Source organism: uncultured Campylobacter sp., from assembly GCF_938045625.1.
Lineage (GTDB): Bacteria > Campylobacterota > Campylobacteria > Campylobacterales > Campylobacteraceae > Campylobacter_A.
This window is the reverse complement of sequence record NZ_CALIAV010000011.1, coordinates 1-18,055: the sequence shown is the minus strand read 5'-3', so window position 1 is coordinate 18,055 and position 18,055 is coordinate 1. Positions and strand designations below refer to the sequence as shown.

The following is an 18,055-nucleotide window of genomic DNA, read 5'->3' as shown; positions in this document are numbered from 1 at the left end:
CTCATTCCTCCCACGCGACGTAGCTTCCTAGCCATGCGATCTCATGGCCGTAACTTATCGCTTTTTGTATCGCTTTTTGGACGTTGTCGTCATCGATGTGCCCCTCGAAATCTATATAAAAATTCGCTTTAAATTCGCGCTGTTTTATCGGGCGGCTCTCTAGTTTGGTTATGTTTATACCCTCGTCTCTAAAGGCTAGTAATAGCTCCACGAGCCCGCCTGGACGGTGCTCGGTCTTTGCCAGGATTGATGTTTTATTTTTTTGCGCTCGCTCGTTTTTAAAATCGCTTAAGATAAAAAATCTCGTGCGGTTTGCGGCGTTATCCTCGATCGTCTCAAACAATATCGGCACGCCGTAAAGCTTGGCTGCGATCTTAGAGCAGATAGCGGCCGAATTTGGCTCACTACTAGCTAGCTGCGCGGCCTGCGCGGTTGATTTTGCCGGGATAAACTCGACGGCTGAAAGCATGTGATCGTCTAAAAATTTGCGGCACTGATTGTAGCCTTGCGGGTGCGAGTAGATGCGCTTGATGTCCTTTAAATTTTCGCACTTGCTCGCAAAAATATGGTGGATATCCATGTAAATTTCAGCTACCGCCTTGACGCTATCAAACCGCCCTAGACAGTCCAGAGTCGCGCCCACCGCGCCTTCTGTGTTGTTTTCTATCGGCACGACGCCGTATTTAGCCTCTTTGTGTTTTAGTTTGGTAAAAACCGCCTCGATACTAGCTAGGGGCAAATACGCGCTCATCGCGCCGAAACGACTCTCTGCGGCTTGGTGCGTGTAGGTACCCTCAGGCCCCAGGTAGGCGACTTTTTCAGGCATCTCGAGGTTTCTACTGACGGCAAAAATTTCAAGATAAATCGCCTCGATCGCGGCCTTGTTTAAAAATGCAGAGTCCTGCCCCTCGAGGCGGTTTAGGATCGCTCTTTCACGCTCGGGGCGGTAGATCGCGCTGCCACTGGTTTGCTTTAGCTCGCCGATCTTTCGCACGAAATTCATACGCTCGTTTAGGCGTCTTAGCACCTCGTCGTCGATCTTATCTATCTCGTTTCTAAGGTCGTTTATGTTTTGCATTTTCGCTCCCTAGCCTAAAAATTCTCGCTCCAGCACCACGATATCCTCAAAGCTCTCGCGGCGCCTTATCAAAAAGTCCTCGCCGCCCTTCACCGCAACTTCAGCCGCGCGCCCACGAGTGTTGTAGTTGCTGCTCATAGCAAAGCCGTATGCACCTGCTGATTTGATAACGACGAGATCGCCTGGGTTTAGAGGCGGTAAATTTCGGTCTTTTGCGAGGAAATCGCCGCTCTCACAGATCGGCCCGACCACGTCGCAAGGGCTAAATTTGAGCTCCCGAAGCTGCTCGGTCTTGCACTCGCAAAGAGTCTTGCCGCCGCTAAGAGCGAAAATTTTATGCCTAGCCTGATAAAGACTCGGACGGATAAGGTCGTTCATCGCGCCGTCTACGATGACAAAGCGCTTGTTTTTATTAAATTTCTCGTAAAGAACGCTAGTTAGAAAATACCCAGCGTTGCCGACGATGAATCGCCCCGGCTCGCAAACTACCGTGACGTCCAGGCCGCTTAAATTTGCCAAAATGCCCTGCGCGTATTCGTATAGATCAGGCTCGCTCTCGTCGCCGTAAACGATGCCTATGCCGCCGCCAACGTCAAAAAATTTGATATCGATTTGCGCGGCTTTTAGTTCGCGAGTCAAATTTGCCACGATCTTTGCCGCTTCGATAACGGGCTTGATGTCGGTTATCTGCGAGCCGATATGGCTATGGATGCCCACAGGCTCGAGATGAGGTGAGTTTTTAGCGTGAAGGTACATTTTTTTTGCCGTTTGCAGATCTACGCCGAATTTATTTTCGTTTAGTCCGGTCGAGATGTAGGGGTGCGTCTTGGCGTCGATGTCTGGATTTACGCGGATGCTGATGCGAGCGGACTTTCCGAGCTGCTTTGCGATCGCTTCCAGGCGGTTCATCTCGGCTTCGCTTTCTAAATTTATCATCAAGATTTCATTTTCCAGCGCAAATTTAAGCTCGTCGTCGCGCTTGCCCACGCCGCTTAAGATGATCTGATAGCTTTTAGCTCCCGCTAGCAGCGCGCGCCTAACTTCACCCACGCTCACGCAGTCAAATCCGGCTCCAAGCCCGGCTAAAAATTTCAAAACGCTTAAATTTGAGTTTGCCTTAACGGCGTAGCATACGAGAGATTTTCTTGCGTGAAACGCATTTTTTAGCGCTTCGTAGCGGTGTGCCATGTAGTTAAAATCGTAAACGTAAAGAGGGGTGCCGTATTTTTGTGCTAAATTCGTAAAATCCATAACCGACCTTGTTTAAAAATAGTTAGATTTTACAGAAATTTTGCCTAAATCTCTCTTAACGACTCCCAAAACGCAGATAAAAAGCGTAAGCACCGAGTAAAATAATAGGTAAAAGCACGCCGACTTCGGGCGAGACGACGCCGTTTCTAGCAAACCTCATCATCACAAAAAGCGCGCCCCAAACGCAAAGCGAGGCGATCGTAAAGATAAAGCTTTTTAAGGCGAGATTAAAAAATCGTCCTGTAACCGGCAAAAAATAGTAAATAATGAGCACCATAAAAGGCGCGAAAAACGGTGCGAAAGCGAGGTTGTAAAGCGTAGTTTTGGTCGAATTTAGCCCGATACCCTCATCTTTAAACGCCAAAATATAATCCACGGCATCTGGAATCGTGATCGCTGAGCTCTCCGCCGACGCGCTTTCTATTGTTTTTGGTTTAAAATTTTCAAGCGTTTTTAGCTCGCTTGGCGTTTTGATATCAAGCCCTTTTTCGCCGAGCTTAATATTTTGCGGCAAATTTATGATTTTAGCGTTTTTTAAAAGCCATGCATCATCCACAAATCTCCCGCTTTCGCCAAAGGTAGCGCTGCGCAAGTTGCTACCGTTTATGTCAAATATCCGCACGTCTTTAGCCTCGCCGCTAATGGGATTTAGGCTATCCATGTAGACAAATTTACCCTCGAATTTTAAGAAAATATCCGAGCTCGTGCGCGATAAATTCGAGAGTTTCACGATATTTCGCCCGTACTCGTAAGCGTAGGCAAACGGCGTGAAATTTAGCCCGACGTAAATAAACGTGATGGCAAGCGCGATGTAAAAAGGCGGTTTTATCAGGCGATTTTTATCGATACCAAGCGCATAAAAACTAACTAGCTCGTTACTGCGGATCATGCTAAATTTGCTAGTTATGAGCGCAAAAATGAGCGCGAGCGGCAGGACGTAGTTTACCGCCGTAAGCGAGGTAAGGCCGAAGTAAAGCAGCTTTAGGTTTGCGCTTGCCGGCATGTCTTTTAGGTTGGTTAGGATGTCGATGCCGACGTAAAAAAGCGTGAGCGCGATGAATAAAATCATGAAATATTTAAAATAAAGCCAGCCGACGTAACGCGCATAAAGGTTCATTTATGGCCTTTTAAATCAAATTTTGCGTACGCGGGGTATCGGACAAGATCGAAGCTCTCAAAAGTACTAAATTTAAACAGCTCTGTTTTTTGAGTGAAATTTAATAAAAATACAGCTCTGGATAAAAGGCGAGTCTGTGAAAAAACCGTTTTTTTCGTAAATTTTATAAATTTGCTAGTAAAATTTTTAAGTAAATTTATAAAACTTGCGGTAAAGAGAATTTGGCATAAGGTTTTAAATTTGGACTCCAAATTCAACCGATTTTTGAGCGCTTTAAAAAAATCCAAAATTTGACGAAAAACAAAAGCCTTAAATACCAAATTTAACCCTCTCACAAAATACCTTTTTTGGTTGAGAATTTTTGCGAAACGGCGTCGATATCGGTTTTTATTAGTTCATTTAGCGCGTTTTCACAGTAGTCCAAAATTTTTTCCAATCCCTCTTTTTCCTCTGCGTTAAATTCGCCAAGTACGTGGCCGGTTACCGCACTTTCGCCTTTATGCGTGCTTCTACCGATACCGATACGCACGCGCTCGTAGTCTGCACCCATTAACGCGTCGATTGATTTTAGGCCGTTGTGTCCGCCGTTTCCGCCGCCTTTTTTAAATTTAACGACGCCGAAATTTAGATCAAGGTCATCGTGAATCACGATAATGCGCTCAGGCTTGTAAAAATCTGCGACGGCTTTTACGCTTCGTCCGCTTAGATTCATAAAGGTTGTCGGTTTTAAAAGAAGTAAATTTTGAAATTTAAATAGCTCGCCTTGAAATTTGACCGAGCTTGCGTCTGTAAAATTTGAGTTTTTGAGTCTATTTATCAGCATAAAGCCGACGTTGTGTCTTGTTTTGGAGTACTCGGGACCGGGATTCCCCAGTCCGACTATGAGTATCAAGGCTAGCCTTATTTAGCTTTTATTACGCCTAGAACCGCTACGCGGTCAGCATCGATCATAGTAACGCCCGCAGGAACGGCTATATCGCGCACTAGGACAGTGTCGTCTATATCAAGACCGCTAACGTCTATGTCGAATGAATTCGGCAAATTTTCAGCCGTGCATTTTACGGCTAAGCGCCTTTTTGAGATGATCAAAACGCCTTTATTTTTTAGACCCACAGGAGTTCCATAAGGTTTAACCGGAATCATATACTTTGAGACGACGCCTGGAAGCGCAACCTTTAAATCAACGTGCTTTAGCGCGTTTGTCACAGGGTCTTTTTGGTATTCGACTACTACGACTTTTAAGGTTTTTCCGCCTACTTTTACGTCAAACGCAAGGCTCTCTTTTTTGCGAACCTCTTTTATAAAATCATTGATTTTAAAAGCGGCTTGCACATTCTCTAATCCCTTACCGTAAATGTTGGCGATTAGATAACCATCTCTTCTCAAGGCTTTTGACGCCTTTTTACCGATACTCTCTCTAACGATACCTTCTAACATCGTTTTCCTTTCTTGAAAAATAGAAGCCGATGATACCCAAATTTATATAAATTTCGCCTTACTTGATATCTTTGAGCGCAATAACTTCGCTTTGAAATTCTTTTAAAAGATCAGCATCTTCTTCGATAGAGGCAACCATCGCTCGTTTTTTAGCAAGGTCGGCGCTCTTGATTTTGATATCGAGGTTTTCCCTTCTGCTGGCGCTTTTTAGCGCTTCTTCTTTTGTTATAATTCCCGAAGTATACATGTCAAGCAAATGCTGCTCGAAGGTCTGCATTCCGTAGGTATTTTTACTTTGTTCTATCGCGTCGTAAATTTCGCTATCTCTATCTTCTAAGATCATATCTCTTATTCTTATATTTTTTACCATTATTTCGCAAGCGACGCGGCGTTTACCGGTCGTAGTCACGACAAGGCGCTGAGATATGATAGCCTCCGCAACCGAAGCAAAGGTCATCCTGATTCTATTTTGTTCCTCTTTGGGGAACATATTTATAACGCGGCCGATAGTTTCTTTAGCATCAAGGGTATGAAGCGTAGCAAGTACTAGGTGGCCGGTTTCTGCGGCGTTTATCGCGGTTCTAACAGTCTCTAGGTCTCTCATCTCGCCTACGAATATAACATCCGGGTCCTCACGCAAAGAGGCCCTTAGCGCGTCGGCAAAACTATCGACGTCTTGACCGATACCGCGCTGATTTATTACGCTTTTGTCGTCGTTATATATAAACTCGATCGGATCTTCGATGGTGACGATGTGGTAGTTTTTTGTGTGATTTAAGTGGTTTATCATGCTAGCTAGCGTCGTCGTTTTACCGCTACCGGTCGGCCCCGTTACTAGGATGATGCCTCTATTTACTTTATTGCAAAGTTTTTCAATAACCGGCGGCAACAAAAGCTCCGACATCGTAGGAATTTTCGTCGGTATCGTTCTAAATACGAAAGATACGCCATCCATCTGCAAAAAGACGTTTGAACGGAAACGGTAGTCGTCGTTTAATTTATATGTAAAATCCACACTCTTTTTTTTCATAAGATTGTAATAATTCGCCCCTAAAATCTCCTTTGCAAGTAGTATCGAGTTGTCGTAATCTAAAATTTTATCGCCCATCGTAAATATCTCGCCGTTAAATCTACCGCGAACTACTTTGCTGGATTTTACGTGCAAGTCGCTACCGCCAAGCTCGATAAGTTTTGCTAGATACCCATCCAGTATAACCTTCATTTCGGCTTTTTTTTCGTTCTCTTCGTCGCTCTGCGGTACCGTGGTTCTAATCGGCGTCCCGAAAGTTTCATCTTCCATACCGATGCCAAGCTCGGCTAAAAGCGCCGCCCTGTCCTTGTATTTAACCGGTCGCACTTCAGGTTTTTTTAACGTATTTGTTTGGTTTTCTTGCTTATCATTTATAGTTTGCGCTTGCGCCGCAACTTTATTTGCGGCAGTTTGCATTTGTGCGAAATTCGGCTCTAAATTTTGCGCTTGCGATTCACGCAAATTTATGGATTCGTCGATATTTTTTTGCTCTTTATTTTGCCGATCATTTCCAAAACCAACGTTTAAATTCGGCTGCACAGGGATTGCGTTTATCTCGTTTTTGTCGCTGGCGCCATCGTTATTGATTGTGCCGATTTTATCCTCTATATCTTTATTTTCTTCATCTTGAACTATGCTAAATTCGTTTTGAAAAAAGTCTAAAATTTGATCCTTTTCGCTAGGGTGCTGTTGCATGCCGACCTCTTCTTGCGTAAATTTAATACCTAAATCATCCAAACTTACGTTATCTCCGCCAAATTTTACATCCGGCGTTTCATCGCAAATCGACTGCTCTTGCGCCGTAGTTTTCGCAGTCTCGTCAAACTCATCTTTTTTTGGCGGCATCTCGTCCAGTGCGTCTATTTCGCTCAGTGCTTCATTGATAGCTTGGAGATTTTCGCTTAGCTCGTGTTTTTTTGCTTCCAAGTCACCTGACTCGATAAAACCGTCAAATTTGACGCTTTCCACCGCTTCTTTGATTTTTACGGGCTCGTCGTCTATGGGCTTGAGCGCAGGCAAGTTCTCAAAATCAAAATTTTGTCCAAATTTAAACACCGGCTCATGCTCGGTCAAATTTTTATCTGTAACTTCGCCGATCTTCTGCTCATCTTTTTCAGGCTTTAGCTCTATTATTTGCTCTTCTTGCGAATCTCCTTTATTTTTATCTCTTATTTTTTGTATATCGTTTTTTACCGCATTCGCTCTTAGATTTATAATACGCTCAAGTTCGTCGTCTTGAGTGTCAAATTTAATACTAGAACCGATAGGCTCGTAGTCCATTGCATCTTCTTGCTGCGACGAAGTAAATCTCAAAGGCTTCATTTAAGCGCTTTCATTATATCTTCAAATGCCGTCACAAACTGCTTTAAGCCGTCGTTTAGCAAGTCTTTATAAACCTTCTCCATGTCTATGTCGGCCCTTTTTACCACGCCGAAAAATTTCTCTATGCTATCGTCGCTAATAGCTGTTTTAGGTTCGTTTTTGCCAGCGATAAAGGCCTTGATAGTATCAAGCGGAGCAGTATTTACCGCGTTTTGATACATAAGCTCTTTTACGTAATAATCCTTTGCCAGCTCATCGCCCTTTACGCCCGTGCTAGCAAACAGCGCGCGCGTTGTAGGTAAGTTTTTATTTTCTATGATTTTGTAAATTTTAGTCGCATTCATGATGCCGATTTGGCCCGTCGGTAGTGAGTTTTCGCGCATTTTTTCATCCAATAAGCGATCAAATCTGCTAACAAAAATGCTAATAACGCTCTTTGGTAGCGGCGTTAGCGGAAATTTTTTCTCATAAGCCTTCACGCCCTCTTCGAAAGCGTCCAAACACGCTACGGCTTGCTCCGGCGAGAAAATCAGCGTCGCATTTACAGCGATACCGCGCGCCGTTAGAGCGCTCATTGCTTCAAAGCCGGCTTTTGTCGCAGGGATTTTGATCATGACGTTTGGCATGCCGATTTCTGCATGCAGTCTAGCACCCTCGTCCACCGTAGCTGCGGCGTTATCGCAAAAGCTAGGATCGACCTCGATACTCACAAACCCGTCGTCGCCGTTTGCGTAGTGCCTCAAAAGCTTAGTCGCGGCTATCTTAATATCTTGCACCGCGAGCGCCTCGTAAAGCGCCTTTGGATATTTTTTGCCCATTTGGCCGATGACGTCTTTATATGAGTCTGATAAAAACGCGGCTTTAAAGATGGACGGGTTTGAGGTTACGCCGTTAATAGCGCCGATTTGGAGCAAATTTTCAAACTCGTCCTGCAAAAAGTCGCGCTCGATAAAGTCACACCACAATGAAAAATTTATATCGTTATTAAACATTTTTCTCGCCTTTTTATATCAAATTTATGATCTCGCGCAAATCTTTTTTATCCACGCAACAAGTTGCCGCTTGCCTCAAAATTTGCTTCGCGCAAAACGCGATTTTTAAATTTGAATGCTCAAACATTGATAGGTCGTTGGCGCCGTCGCCCACGCTCATCGTCTGCTCTTTTGAGATTCCAAGCAAATTTTGTAAATTTGCAAGCATCGCGCCCTTTGAAAAGCCAAACATCATCTCGCCGCCCACGAGTCCAGTTAGGACGCCGTCTTTGTGGTGCAGGATATTTGCAAAGCTAGCGTCAAATTTGAGCTTCTCTTGCGCTCTGTCCGTGCCCGAGTGAAATCCCCCGCTAAAAACTACGACCTTGATGCCTTTGCTTTTTAGATGTGCGATCAACTCGGCAGCTCCTGGCATGAGCGGCAAATTTGAGCAAATTTGATCTACTTTAGCGAGCTCAAGCCCCTTTAAAAGCGACACTCTGCGCGTTAAACTCTCGAAAAAATCAAGCTCGCCCGCCATCGCTTTTGCAGTTATTTCGCTAACCTCATCGCCCACACCCTTTGCTGCGGCTAGAAAATCTATCGTCTCGCCGTCCATCAATGTCGAGTCAAAATCAAATACGCAAAGCTTTATCAAATTTAGCCCTAAAAATCGCGCTTTAGCAGCGCTTCGACTTTTAAAATCGTAAGGATATTATTATCTCTTTTGCCGATACCGTAAATCATGCCCTTGTCTTTTAAAAGCGTTTCAGGCGGCGGATCGATCCTGTTTTGCTGTATCCTGATGGCTTCTGTTAGCCTGTCGATCACAAATCCCGCGACGTTATCGCCCTCTTTCATCACGATATACCTCGTGCTTGGGCTCGGTTTTGCGGCATTTAGAGAAAATTTCTTTCTCAAGTCAATTAGCGGGATGACGCTACCGCGTAGGTTAAATACGCCCAAAACATACTCAGGCACGCTAGGCACGCGAGTGTATTCGATCGGCTTAATGATCTCTTGGATATTTAAAATAGGTATCGCATACTCCTCGTCGCCCACGATAAAGCCGACTAGCTGGACGATCTCCTCACGCTCTTTTTCGTTCGGGTCTATCACCTGTCTTTTTTGTCTTTTTAGAACCTGATTTAGTTTGTCGTTCATGTTCTATCCTATTAGTTTGATATTTTTTCTAACTACGTTTTCAAGGTACTCGGACGAATACGGCTTAGTTATATACTCAGTCATTCCTACCTCCACGCCTCTTAGCCTGTCGGTCTTTGACGTCCTTGAGGTTACTGCAATAAGCGGCAAATTTCTATATTTTGAGTACTTGCGAATTTCGCCCGCTAGCGTGTAGCCGTCCATTCGCGGCATTTCGATATCGATTAGCATCGCATCAAGCGCGTGTTCGCCAGATTTGACGATAGCTAGAGCCTCGACGCCGTTGGTAGCCTCGATCACCGTTACGCCAAGAGGGGCTAGCGATTTTTGCATTATGGTTCTGTCCATCTTCGAGTCGTCTACGATTAGCACCTTATAATCGCTCGGTTTTTCTTTGACGCTTTTTGAGGATTCCATGCTGGCTTTTATGTCTACTTTTATATCTTTTGCCATCTCCATCATCATACCTACGTCAATGATGAGCGTTACTCGGCCGTCACCTCTTATCGTGGCTCCCGCGATTCCAGGGATATTTTGCAGATAATCGCCCATTGATTTTATGACGATCTCCTCTTGCCCTACGAGGCTATCTACGATGATGCCTAGCTTCGCCTCCGCTACACCGATAACGACCACGTATGTCTGATCGCCACCGTCAAAGACCTGTTTGACGCCAAAGATATCAGATAGCTTAACCAGCGAAAGCACCTCGTCGCGTAGTCTGAGCACGTTTTTGCCGTCGATCGTATAAATATCGTCGATCGGCACGCGCACGGTCTCTAAAACGCTTGCTAGAGGAATAGCGAAAAACTCCTCCTGAGCGCCTACTAAAAGCGACTGGATGATAGCTAGCGTGAGCGGGATCTTTAGCTTCATCGTCGTGCCCTTGCCCACTTCGCTTTCGATATCGATTATGCCGTTTAGCTTTTCGATATTGGTCTTTACGACGTCCATTCCCACGCCGCGACCGCTTACGTTAGTTACCTTCGCAGCAGTCGAAAATCCCGGCTTAAATATAAGCCCAAACGCCTCTTTATCGCTCATAGTATCGGCTTCGCGCTCGGTGATGATGCCCTTTTCTATCGAGCGTGCCTTTAGCATATCGGCATCTAGTCCTTTACCGTCGTCGGTGATCTCGACTACGATATGATTGCCTTCATTGTAGGCTTTTAGCTGGATGGTGCCTTTTTCCGGCTTGCCGGCAGCTAGTCTGGTAGCGCCATCCTCGATGCCGTGGTCACACGAGTTTCTTATCATATGCACGAGTGGATCGCCGATTTGCTCGACGATGGATTTATCAAGCTCCGTCTCCTCACCCGTGATCTCAAGGTCGATTTGCTTATTTAGCTCGCGGCTTAGATCGCGGATCATGCGAGGAAATTTATTAAATACCTTCGCGATAGGTAGCATCCTCGTTTTCATAACGGCTAGCTGTATGTCGGTAGTCACTAGGCTTAGGCTGGATACTACTTGATTTAGCTCCTCAAGGAATTTCTCGCCCTCATATCTCTCCTCAACGTCGTCGTAAATTTTGAGCAATCTGTTTTTGCCAAGCACCAGCTCGCCGATCAGGTTCATCAGGTGATCTAGACGCTTAACCTCGACGCGTATAGTCTGCTCGTCCGCGCTAGCTCCACTTGATGGAGCCGGTACTTTTTTGTCCTCTTTTTTGTTGGCAGGCTTTGCTGGAGCGGGCTTTGGAGCCGGAGCCGAATTTGAGGGAGCTGGAGCTTGCGGCGCAGCCGGTGCGGCAGGTTTTGGCGCTTCGCCTGCTGCTACTTTTTGGGCCCGTCTTGCCTGATCTTCAGCCTTTCTTACTTTCAGCAGTCTTTCTATCTCGGCTTCGACCTCGTCGTCGCTTAAATTTGATAAATTCTCATCGCTAACGGGCTCAGGTTCAGGCTCTTTTGGCGTCTCTACCACAGGCTCTGGCGCTGCGGGAGCAGGCTCGCTAGCGGCCGCGCTCGGGGCTTCGCCTTCGGATATCGCGGTTAGTCTTTTGCAGATATCCTCTATCTCTATGCCTACGTCCGTATCGTTGCCGCTATCTCTGATACCGTGCAGTAGCCCCTTCATCATATCTACGGACTCTAGTACCACGTCCATGATATCCGGAGTTATCTTTAGTTCGTTGCGGCGGGCTTTGTTTAGTACGTCTTCCATATGATGGGTGAGCTTAGTAAGAATATCGAAATTTAAAAAGCTCGATGATCCCTTGACCGTATGCGCGACGCGGAAAATTCTATTTAAAAGCTCTAAATCTTCAGGATTTGACTCAAGTTCTATGAGGTCATGGTCTATTTGTTCTACTAGTTCGAAGGCTTCAACCAGGAAGTCTTCCATTATTTCTCTCATATCATCCATGATTTTCCCCCTTATTTCTTGTGCGCTTCGATCACGCGAAGCACTTCGTTATAAAATAGCGATGCGTCAAATTTGGTTAGATATGCTGCGGCTCCGGCCTCTCTGCTTTGAGCTTCGCTATAATCGTTGCTTAAAGAAGAGTTAAATATGATAGGAATTCCCGTATATCTCGGATCGTCTTTTATCGTCGATGCAAAGCGGTATCCGTCCATCTGAGGCATCTCGATATCGCTCAAGATTACTCTTAAAAAGTTATTTAACTTATCGCCGTACATCTCGTAAAGATCCTCCATCCTAGCAAGACCCTCTACGCCGTCTTTTGCTTCGACTACCTTTAGTCCCATTTTTTCTAGCATATCTTTTACTAGTTTTCTTGCCGTCGAGCTATCGTCTAGCACTAGTGCTAAACCGCTTAAAAGCTTACTTTGATCGATCTCTACTTCCATTTTCGGACTGTAAATGCCAAGCTCTTCGACGACGCTTTCAAGATCGAGTATAAGTAAAACTTCGTCGTTTTCGATGCGAGTTACGCCTGTTATCTTGCCTTTATCTAGCGTTCCGGCATTTGAGGCGAAAGTCGCCGCCTCGATATCCGCCCAGCTTATGCGCCTGATTCGCTTTGCCTCGTGGACGATAAAGCCTATCAATATACCGCTAAATTCGGCAATGATGACGCGAGGCTTGATAGCTCCGCCCTTAGGCTCGTTTATCTGCATCCATTTGGCTAAATTTATGACAGGTATCACGACGCCGCGCAGATCAAAAATCCCCTCGATATACTCAGGTACTCCTGGAAGCTCGGTTAAATTTGGCATCTTGATGATCTCGCGCACTTTAGCGACGTTGACGCCGTATATGCCCTCATATACATTGTCTCCCGACTGCTTAAAGATACGAAAATCAACAAGCTCCATCTCATTTGAACCGGTTTTTAATGTGCCGTTGTTAAGCATTTTAAACCTTTACGCTCTTTCGAGCAAACTTGATATTTTGGTCGTATTCTACTACAAAATAGCTTTGCTCGCATGCAAAAGATGGAATATTTATATATTTTTGTTTACCTATCGTGTATTGTTCGCCTTGGTGATAGTGCCCCTCGATGACGACATCAGCCTCGTACAATGCGTTATATCGGCGCATTTTTGCCTCGACTAAATTCTTAAAATTCGGTATTTTATAATCTAAAATTTTTCGTTTAAGCTTATTTAAAATTCGTTTCGAGAGTCTAAAATTTAAAAATTTATCGAAAAAATTCATTGTTTTTAAAAAAAATTTGACACGCAAAAATCTCAAAGCGTATTTCGAAACGAAAGGCAAAAATATATCTCCATGCGCGATAAGCACGCTCTGACCATACTCAGAGGCAAATTTAACCGGCTGAGCGCCGATCGGATAGGCTTTGACGTTTTTAAATAGCCTTGCTAGGTTAAAGTCGTGATTTCCCTCGAAATAATAAATTTCCATTTCCTCGCCCAGCTCGTCGATCGCGCGGACGTATCGCTCGTAAAATTTGACGAAAAACTCGCACTCGCTAGCCAAAAAATCAAACATATCGCCCATCAAAAACAGCTGCGGCGTCTTTATCTTGCCGCTTTTTAACGCGCATAAAAAATACCAAAAATTTTCGCGATTTTCGTTTTCGTGCGAGTCGGCGATAAAGATCGCGCCGCTTTTTAAGACGATTTGCTCAGGCATCAAATTTTACTTTTTGTAGCGCCGAATTAGCGTCTATGAGTTTTAAATTTAGCGAGCCGAATTTGAAAAACTCGGCAAACGCCGTAGTTAAATTTAATGGCTCAAATTTACCGGCCGAGCTCGTAAATTTAACGGTTTTAAACGCGCTCATCGGCTTAAAATTTGATCGGTTTGTAGCTAACGGATACGATCTCGACGTCGCTTCTGCCGTTTGGCAAATTTAGCGTGACCTCGTCGCCCTCGCTCTTGCCGATTAGCTGTTTGGCTAGAGGCGAGTTTATCGAGATGAGCCCGCGCTCTAGGTTGCTCTCTGGCGTGCCCACTAGCGTATAAGTTTTTTCTAGCTCGGTTTCTACGTCCATGATGACGACCGTGGAGCCAAATTTTACCTTATCGTGCTCGTATTCGGCGGGATCGATTACCTTGGCGCGACTTACTATGTCGCTAAGCTCGGCGATACGGCTCTCGATAAATGCCTGCTTTTCGCGCGCGGCGTGGTATTCGGCGTTTTCTTTTAGGTCGCCGTGACTGCGCGCAATGTCGATCTCCTCGACGATATTCGGACGTTCGACGGTCTTTAAATTTTTTAGTTCGTTTGTGATTTTTTCATATCCAAAAAGCGTCATCGGTTCGGTCATTTTTTATCCTTTATTCGTTATTAAAATTTGCGCTACGTTGGCTGCAGAGCCGTGTTCTAGGTATTTTCGTAGCTTCTCGCAGCCTTTGATAAATTTCTCTTTATCGCAGCTCTCGTAGGCTTTTATTAGATTGCTTGGCATTACTTCCTCTTGCAGTAGCTCCTCGTGCAGCGCCGCTTCGCCCATAAAATCAAACATGATATTTGCAAGTCCGATGTGGCGCAACTTCACAAACATCCGCGCGATCATTATATCGATTGCTTTAGCTTTATAGGCTAGCACAAACGGCGTGCCTACTAGTGCAGCCTGAAGCGTCGCGGTACCTGAGCAGATAAATGCAAACTCGCTTTGCAAAAGCGCGCGCGGTGCGTCCGTAACCACGCTAAAGTCGCTAACATCGCCGTAAATTTGCATTTCGTTTGCTAAAAAAGGCGGTACGACGAGCAGTTTTTCTTTGCCTTTTATCTGGCTCGCCACTTCGCGAAAAATCGGCATCAACCGCGAAATTTCAGCGCGGCGCGATCCGGGCATAAAAGCGATCTTGCCGCTTTGCAAAAGCTCGTTTTTTCGTACTCGCAGCTCGTCAAGCAGCGGGTGTCCGACGTAGCGCGAACGGTTGTAGTACATCCCGTCAAACGGCAAAATCGAAGCCAAATGATCGCAGTACGCCTCGACTTTCGCCACGCGTCCGGCCTTCCATGCCCACACCTGCGGCAAGATATAGTAGGTCACCGGCGTTTTGATACCGGCTTCTTTGATCGCTTTAGCTAGCGGCAGGTTAAAGGCGGGGCTATCGATGAGTAGCACGGCGTCGCACTGCGCGGCTAGGCGAGTCATCTCTTTTATCGCGCGTTTTGCCTTAAAATAAAGCGGCAAAACCTCCACAAAGCCCATCGCGGAAAACTCCGAGCTTCGCATAAAAGGTTCGCCGAATTTTTCGTCAAAAATGCCTTTTAGCTCGTACTTTGGCAGATGCTCTAAAACCTGCTCGAAGTGCAAATTTGCAGAGGCCTCCAAACAAGAGACGAGTAGCTTCACTGATTGCCCTCAAAGTCCTCGGCTAAGCTTGCAAGCTCTCTTGCGCGCTCCTTAGTCATCTGAAGGTAACAATCGGCGGCCGTTACGGCATAAAGCGTACCCATAGGCGGCACAAACGGGCACTTGGCCTCTTTATAGGCCACCCATTTACGCTGGATGTCTTTTAGCTTCTTTTTATTTTCGTCGTTTAGCACGCTCATGGCTTTTTTGTAATTTTGGTTTAGGAGTTTATCTTGGATAGCAAATTCTGCATCTATGCACTGAATCATGCCGGCAGTTGAGCTATCTTTTTGCATGCACTCATCTACGCGCGCTTGCGATTCATCAAATTCCTCTTCCGAAGTTTCCTCGATGCTTGACGCAGGTTTTGCTTTGATCGCAAGATCTTGCGCTCCGAAAACCAAACTCGCCGCAAGAGCAGCAAAAATAAATTTTTTAAGCATATTTTCTCCTTTAAATTTGATGAAGATTATCGCCTAAAACGGCTAAATAAACAATAAAATTTAAATTTATAAGTAAATTCGGATTTTGAAATTTGAAAGAAAATGCGTAAATTTAAAAAACCCAAAGCCCGCAGGCCTTGGGTTTAAGGGTTTTATTTAAAATTTAGGTTCTTAACGTCTTCGTCGGCTTTTTTCATAGCTTCGGTAGGCGCTACGCCGATAGGATATTTATGTCCTAAAGAAGCAGGCGCAGGAACCGGAGTAGCTTCTTGAGTTAGCTTAATACTGATGCCGTAAGGCGCAAGCTCGTTAACTAGCTCGGTTTGTCCTTGGCGAGCAAATTCTTTACATTGACCTAGGATCCTAGCCGACTCTTCGTCTCCGTGGAAGCCGTAGCTGTTTTCGCTAAATGCGAAGTCCCAGCGGATGTGAGTTTTGCGGTGTAAGTAAAGAGTCTTTTCAAGAGCCTTGCTGATAGCTTCTTTTCTCTCTTTTTCATCGGCGATCGAAGCAAATTTCTCATGCTTAGCTAGCTCGGCTCTGGCCGTTTTTATGTCTTGGATCAAAGAAAGTAGCGCGTTTTCGCAGTTTCTTAGCTCGTAAGCGTGGCGATTTTGCACGAATGAAATTCTATCTTTTAGCACTTGTTCGCTTTGCGGGTGGCAAGTTTTGCAAGCCGCGTTTATATCGGCAAGCGGAGTTAAAATTTCATGCTCGGTGATCTTTTGAGCTCCGGCGCGTTTATACGGCATGTGGCAGTCTGCGCACGTTACGCCGCTTCTTCCGTGGATACCGGTTGAGCTTAGCTCAGCCTCCGAGTGCTGCATCTTGATGATTTTAGCGCCGGTATCTTTATGGATGTAGTCAAATTTAAATCCGTCCTCTTTGGCTAACTGATCGTCGTAATACTGGTCGAAATTTTCGATCTTAAACGGCTGATCTTTTTTCCAGAAAGTCCAAGGGAAAGTTAGGGTTTGGTCTTTACCGAAATAATACTCGACGTGGCACTGCATACAAACGTAGTTTCTCATCTCCGCTCTAGTAGCTTTTATGCCGCTTTTAGCATCAGCTTCGTAGCCGCGTCCTACCATCGCGTTTACAAATCCCGGTCTTGTTACTCTTAGGCTCATATCGTCCGGGTGGTGGCAGTCCGCACAGGTGCTGCCTAGATGCGACCCGTGGATACTCTCGCCGTGTTTAGCTGCGATCTTTTTCATAACGTCGAAGTATGGGATAGAGTTCATCTTCGTCCAAGCCGCTTTTCTCTTCTGGCCTTCTTCTTTTGGCATTACGTCAAAGAAAGGCATAGGTAAGCTAGCTGCCGGGGTCGGATCTTCGGTTAGTTTGTAGTCTGGATCTAGCTGAAGCGCGGTTAGATAGCCGGTGTGGCAGTTTACGCAAGCGCCCGGTTGGCCTTTAAACGCTGGAAGTCCGTGAGAGTTCAAAAACTCTTTGTCGTTTCTTTTGGTCTCGATCTGATCTATCTGCGAATAGTAGTGGGTTCGCGGTTTGCTGTAATCCACGCCGAACGCATAGCCGTTCCAAAATACCGTAGCCGCAGGCCAGCGAATAATCTTGCTATAAGGTAAATCGCCGCCGAAAGCCGTTTCTACGAATTCGCTTCCTTTTGGATTTGCGTCGCTTTTATGCTCCATTTTTTTGTAAGCATCGAGCTGATTTGGGAAATTTGCGCCCCATTTTTCAAAATCAGGCTCAAGTTCGCTTACTTTATTGAGCATTAGCGGATACATCTTTTCTTCGGCTTTTTTGGCGCCGATATCCGTAAAAAGCGCGAACATAGCCGCACCGAGTACGACAGCCACTAGGAAAGTAGCTACATACAACACTTTGTTTTTCATTTTATCCTCCTGTTAAATTTTAAAAGTTATGCGCATGTCCCGCTTCGCGGTGGCAAGATACACATCTTAAAGGCTCGCTAGAATTGCCTTGATGCTCTTTGAGATTTTTGTCAAACGGTTTTGCCGCTCCTATAGCGCGCGGATCGATAACGTTTGAGACGTATTCTTTATGGCAGTCCATGCAGTTTTCCTGAACGACTCTTTTTGTTTTTTCGTTTGCGGTAAATGCGTAAGGATTGTCTTTAAAAGTAACGGCATACGCGTGTCCTAGGCCGCTTTGAGCCTTCATGATCCAATATCCTATAAAATCATGCGGCAAATGGCAGTCGTTACAGGTAGCGACGTTTTGGTGTCCGCCTCTTGACCAGCTTTCGTAGACTTGATTCATCACGTGACAGTTTTTACAGGCTGCAGGATCCGGACTAAAGTATGAAAATCCCTTAGCATAGTAAAAAGTGTATAGTCCGTGACCGATAACCACTCCAAACGATAGCAACAAAAGAATGACCCAGATGGATGCTTTTTTCTTCGTGTTTTCCATGACGGGCTTTCTAACCTCCATTATAAATTTAAATAAAACTTAACTTTATTTATAAGCCGGTATTTTATTATTAGTTTGCTTAAATTCTCATTTATTTTCCTAATAT

General features: G+C 45.2%; 18 protein-coding genes. All 18 read right to left on the bottom strand.

Annotation, left to right across the window (positions count from 1 at the left end):
• Position 1: 1 nt before the first annotated feature.
• The 18 genes from pheA to nrfH all read right to left on the bottom strand — a co-directional run bounded on the left by pheA (position 2) and on the right by nrfH (position 17,970).
• Positions 2 to 1,078 (bottom strand): prephenate dehydratase, encoded by a 1,077-nt coding sequence (gene pheA, locus Q0386_RS00670; RefSeq protein ID WP_299025647.1) that lies wholly within the window; start codon positions 1,076 to 1,078, stop codon positions 2 to 4.
• 9 nt (positions 1,079 to 1,087) lie between these two features.
• Positions 1,088 to 2,329: a diaminopimelate decarboxylase gene (gene lysA, locus Q0386_RS00665; protein WP_299025644.1), complete on the bottom strand. Its 1,242-nt coding sequence runs from the start codon at positions 2,327 to 2,329 to the stop codon at positions 1,088 to 1,090.
• A gap of 55 nt (positions 2,330 to 2,384) precedes the next feature.
• Positions 2,385 to 3,446, bottom strand: coding sequence for an LptF/LptG family permease (locus tag Q0386_RS00660; protein ID WP_299025641.1), 1,062 nt, complete (start codon positions 3,444 to 3,446; stop codon positions 2,385 to 2,387).
• Positions 3,447 to 3,777: 331 nt separating this feature from the next.
• A complete protein-coding gene (gene pth, locus Q0386_RS00655; protein ID WP_299025639.1) occupies positions 3,778 to 4,338 on the bottom strand; it encodes an aminoacyl-tRNA hydrolase in 561 nt (186 codons plus the stop codon).
• 8 nt (positions 4,339 to 4,346) lie between these two features.
• Positions 4,347 to 4,883, bottom strand: coding sequence for a 50S ribosomal protein L25/general stress protein Ctc (locus Q0386_RS00650; protein WP_298056830.1), 537 nt, complete (start codon positions 4,881 to 4,883; stop codon positions 4,347 to 4,349).
• A gap of 58 nt (positions 4,884 to 4,941) precedes the next feature.
• Entirely contained in the window at positions 4,942 to 7,236 is a 2,295-nt protein-coding gene (locus tag Q0386_RS00645) for a type IV pilus twitching motility protein PilT (protein ID WP_299025636.1), read from the bottom strand.
• Positions 7,233 to 8,228 carry a transaldolase gene (locus tag Q0386_RS00640; RefSeq protein ID WP_299025634.1) on the bottom strand — a complete coding sequence of 332 codons (996 nt, stop codon included), beginning with the start codon at positions 8,226 to 8,228 and terminating at the stop codon, positions 7,233 to 7,235. Before Q0386_RS00640 ends, Q0386_RS00645 begins: the two co-directional genes overlap by 4 nt.
• A gap of 13 nt (positions 8,229 to 8,241) precedes the next feature.
• Positions 8,242 to 8,865 (bottom strand): phosphoserine phosphatase SerB, encoded by a 624-nt coding sequence (gene serB, locus Q0386_RS00635; protein WP_299025632.1) that lies wholly within the window; start codon positions 8,863 to 8,865, stop codon positions 8,242 to 8,244.
• 8 nt (positions 8,866 to 8,873) lie between these two features.
• The gene (locus Q0386_RS00630; RefSeq protein ID WP_295144803.1) at positions 8,874 to 9,371 is read right to left on the bottom strand and encodes a chemotaxis protein CheW; all 498 of its coding nucleotides are present in this window, start codon (positions 9,369 to 9,371) and stop codon (positions 8,874 to 8,876) included.
• Positions 9,372 to 9,374: 3 nt separating this feature from the next.
• Complete coding sequence (locus Q0386_RS00625) at positions 9,375 to 11,735, bottom strand: chemotaxis protein CheW (protein ID WP_299025630.1); 2,361 nt, start codon at positions 11,733 to 11,735, stop codon at positions 9,375 to 9,377.
• A gap of 11 nt (positions 11,736 to 11,746) precedes the next feature.
• Positions 11,747 to 12,688, bottom strand: a complete 942-nt coding sequence (locus Q0386_RS00620; RefSeq protein WP_002947271.1) for a chemotaxis protein — start codon at positions 12,686 to 12,688, stop codon at positions 11,747 to 11,749.
• A 1-nt stretch (position 12,689) separates the two neighbouring features.
• Complete coding sequence (locus Q0386_RS00615; protein ID WP_299025627.1) at positions 12,690 to 13,430, bottom strand: UDP-2,3-diacylglucosamine diphosphatase; 741 nt, start codon at positions 13,428 to 13,430, stop codon at positions 12,690 to 12,692.
• Positions 13,423 to 13,581 carry a hypothetical protein gene (locus Q0386_RS00610; protein ID WP_299025624.1) on the bottom strand — a complete coding sequence of 53 codons (159 nt, stop codon included), beginning with the start codon at positions 13,579 to 13,581 and terminating at the stop codon, positions 13,423 to 13,425. Before Q0386_RS00610 ends, Q0386_RS00615 begins: the two co-directional genes overlap by 8 nt.
• Positions 13,582 to 13,585: 4 nt before the next feature.
• Positions 13,586 to 14,068 carry a transcription elongation factor GreA gene (greA, locus tag Q0386_RS00605; protein WP_299025621.1) on the bottom strand — a complete coding sequence of 161 codons (483 nt, stop codon included), beginning with the start codon at positions 14,066 to 14,068 and terminating at the stop codon, positions 13,586 to 13,588.
• Positions 14,069 to 14,071: 3 nt separating this feature from the next.
• Positions 14,072 to 15,106 (bottom strand): lipid-A-disaccharide synthase, encoded by a 1,035-nt coding sequence (gene lpxB, locus Q0386_RS00600; RefSeq protein WP_299025618.1) that lies wholly within the window; start codon positions 15,104 to 15,106, stop codon positions 14,072 to 14,074.
• Positions 15,103 to 15,549, bottom strand: coding sequence for a lysozyme inhibitor LprI family protein (locus tag Q0386_RS00595; protein WP_299025615.1), 447 nt, complete (start codon positions 15,547 to 15,549; stop codon positions 15,103 to 15,105). Before Q0386_RS00595 ends, lpxB begins: the two co-directional genes overlap by 4 nt.
• Positions 15,550 to 15,701: 152 nt before the next feature.
• On the bottom strand, positions 15,702 to 17,408 hold the full coding sequence (locus Q0386_RS00590) for an ammonia-forming cytochrome c nitrite reductase subunit c552 (RefSeq protein WP_299025613.1): 1,707 nt from the start codon (positions 17,406 to 17,408) through the stop codon (positions 15,702 to 15,704).
• Positions 17,409 to 17,427: 19 nt separating this feature from the next.
• Positions 17,428 to 17,970 (bottom strand): cytochrome c nitrite reductase small subunit, encoded by a 543-nt coding sequence (gene nrfH, locus Q0386_RS00585; protein ID WP_299025610.1) that lies wholly within the window; start codon positions 17,968 to 17,970, stop codon positions 17,428 to 17,430.
• Between the last annotated feature and the right edge of the window lie 85 nt (positions 17,971 to 18,055).

Coding starts and splice junctions, on each gene's coding strand:
- pheA (WP_299025647.1), bottom strand. CDS start 1,078: ATGCAAAACATAAACGACCTTAGAAACGAGATAGATAAGATCGACGAC.
- lysA (WP_299025644.1), bottom strand. CDS start 2,329: ATGGATTTTACGAATTTAGCACAAAAATACGGCACCCCTCTTTACGTT.
- Q0386_RS00660 (WP_299025641.1), bottom strand. CDS start 3,446: ATGAACCTTTATGCGCGTTACGTCGGCTGGCTTTATTTTAAATATTTC.
- Q0386_RS00650 (WP_298056830.1), bottom strand. CDS start 4,883: ATGTTAGAAGGTATCGTTAGAGAGAGTATCGGTAAAAAGGCGTCAAAA.
- Q0386_RS00645 (WP_299025636.1), bottom strand. CDS start 7,236: ATGAAGCCTTTGAGATTTACTTCGTCGCAGCAAGAAGATGCAATGGAC.
- Q0386_RS00640 (WP_299025634.1), bottom strand. CDS start 8,228: ATGTTTAATAACGATATAAATTTTTCATTGTGGTGTGACTTTATCGAG.
- Q0386_RS00630 (WP_295144803.1), bottom strand. CDS start 9,371: ATGAACGACAAACTAAATCAGGTTCTAAAAAGACAAAAAAGACAGGTG.
- Q0386_RS00625 (WP_299025630.1), bottom strand. CDS start 11,735: ATGGATGATATGAGAGAAATAATGGAAGACTTCCTGGTTGAAGCCTTC.
- Q0386_RS00620 (WP_002947271.1), bottom strand. CDS start 12,688: ATGCTTAACAACGGCACATTAAAAACCGGTTCAAATGAGATGGAGCTT.
- Q0386_RS00615 (WP_299025627.1), bottom strand. CDS start 13,430: ATGCCTGAGCAAATCGTCTTAAAAAGCGGCGCGATCTTTATCGCCGAC.
- Q0386_RS00610 (WP_299025624.1), bottom strand. CDS start 13,581: ATGAGCGCGTTTAAAACCGTTAAATTTACGAGCTCGGCCGGTAAATTT.
- greA (WP_299025621.1), bottom strand. CDS start 14,068: ATGACCGAACCGATGACGCTTTTTGGATATGAAAAAATCACAAACGAA.
- Q0386_RS00595 (WP_299025615.1), bottom strand. CDS start 15,549: ATGCTTAAAAAATTTATTTTTGCTGCTCTTGCGGCGAGTTTGGTTTTC.
- Q0386_RS00590 (WP_299025613.1), bottom strand. CDS start 17,408: ATGAAAAACAAAGTGTTGTATGTAGCTACTTTCCTAGTGGCTGTCGTA.
- nrfH (WP_299025610.1), bottom strand. CDS start 17,970: ATGGAGGTTAGAAAGCCCGTCATGGAAAACACGAAGAAAAAAGCATCC.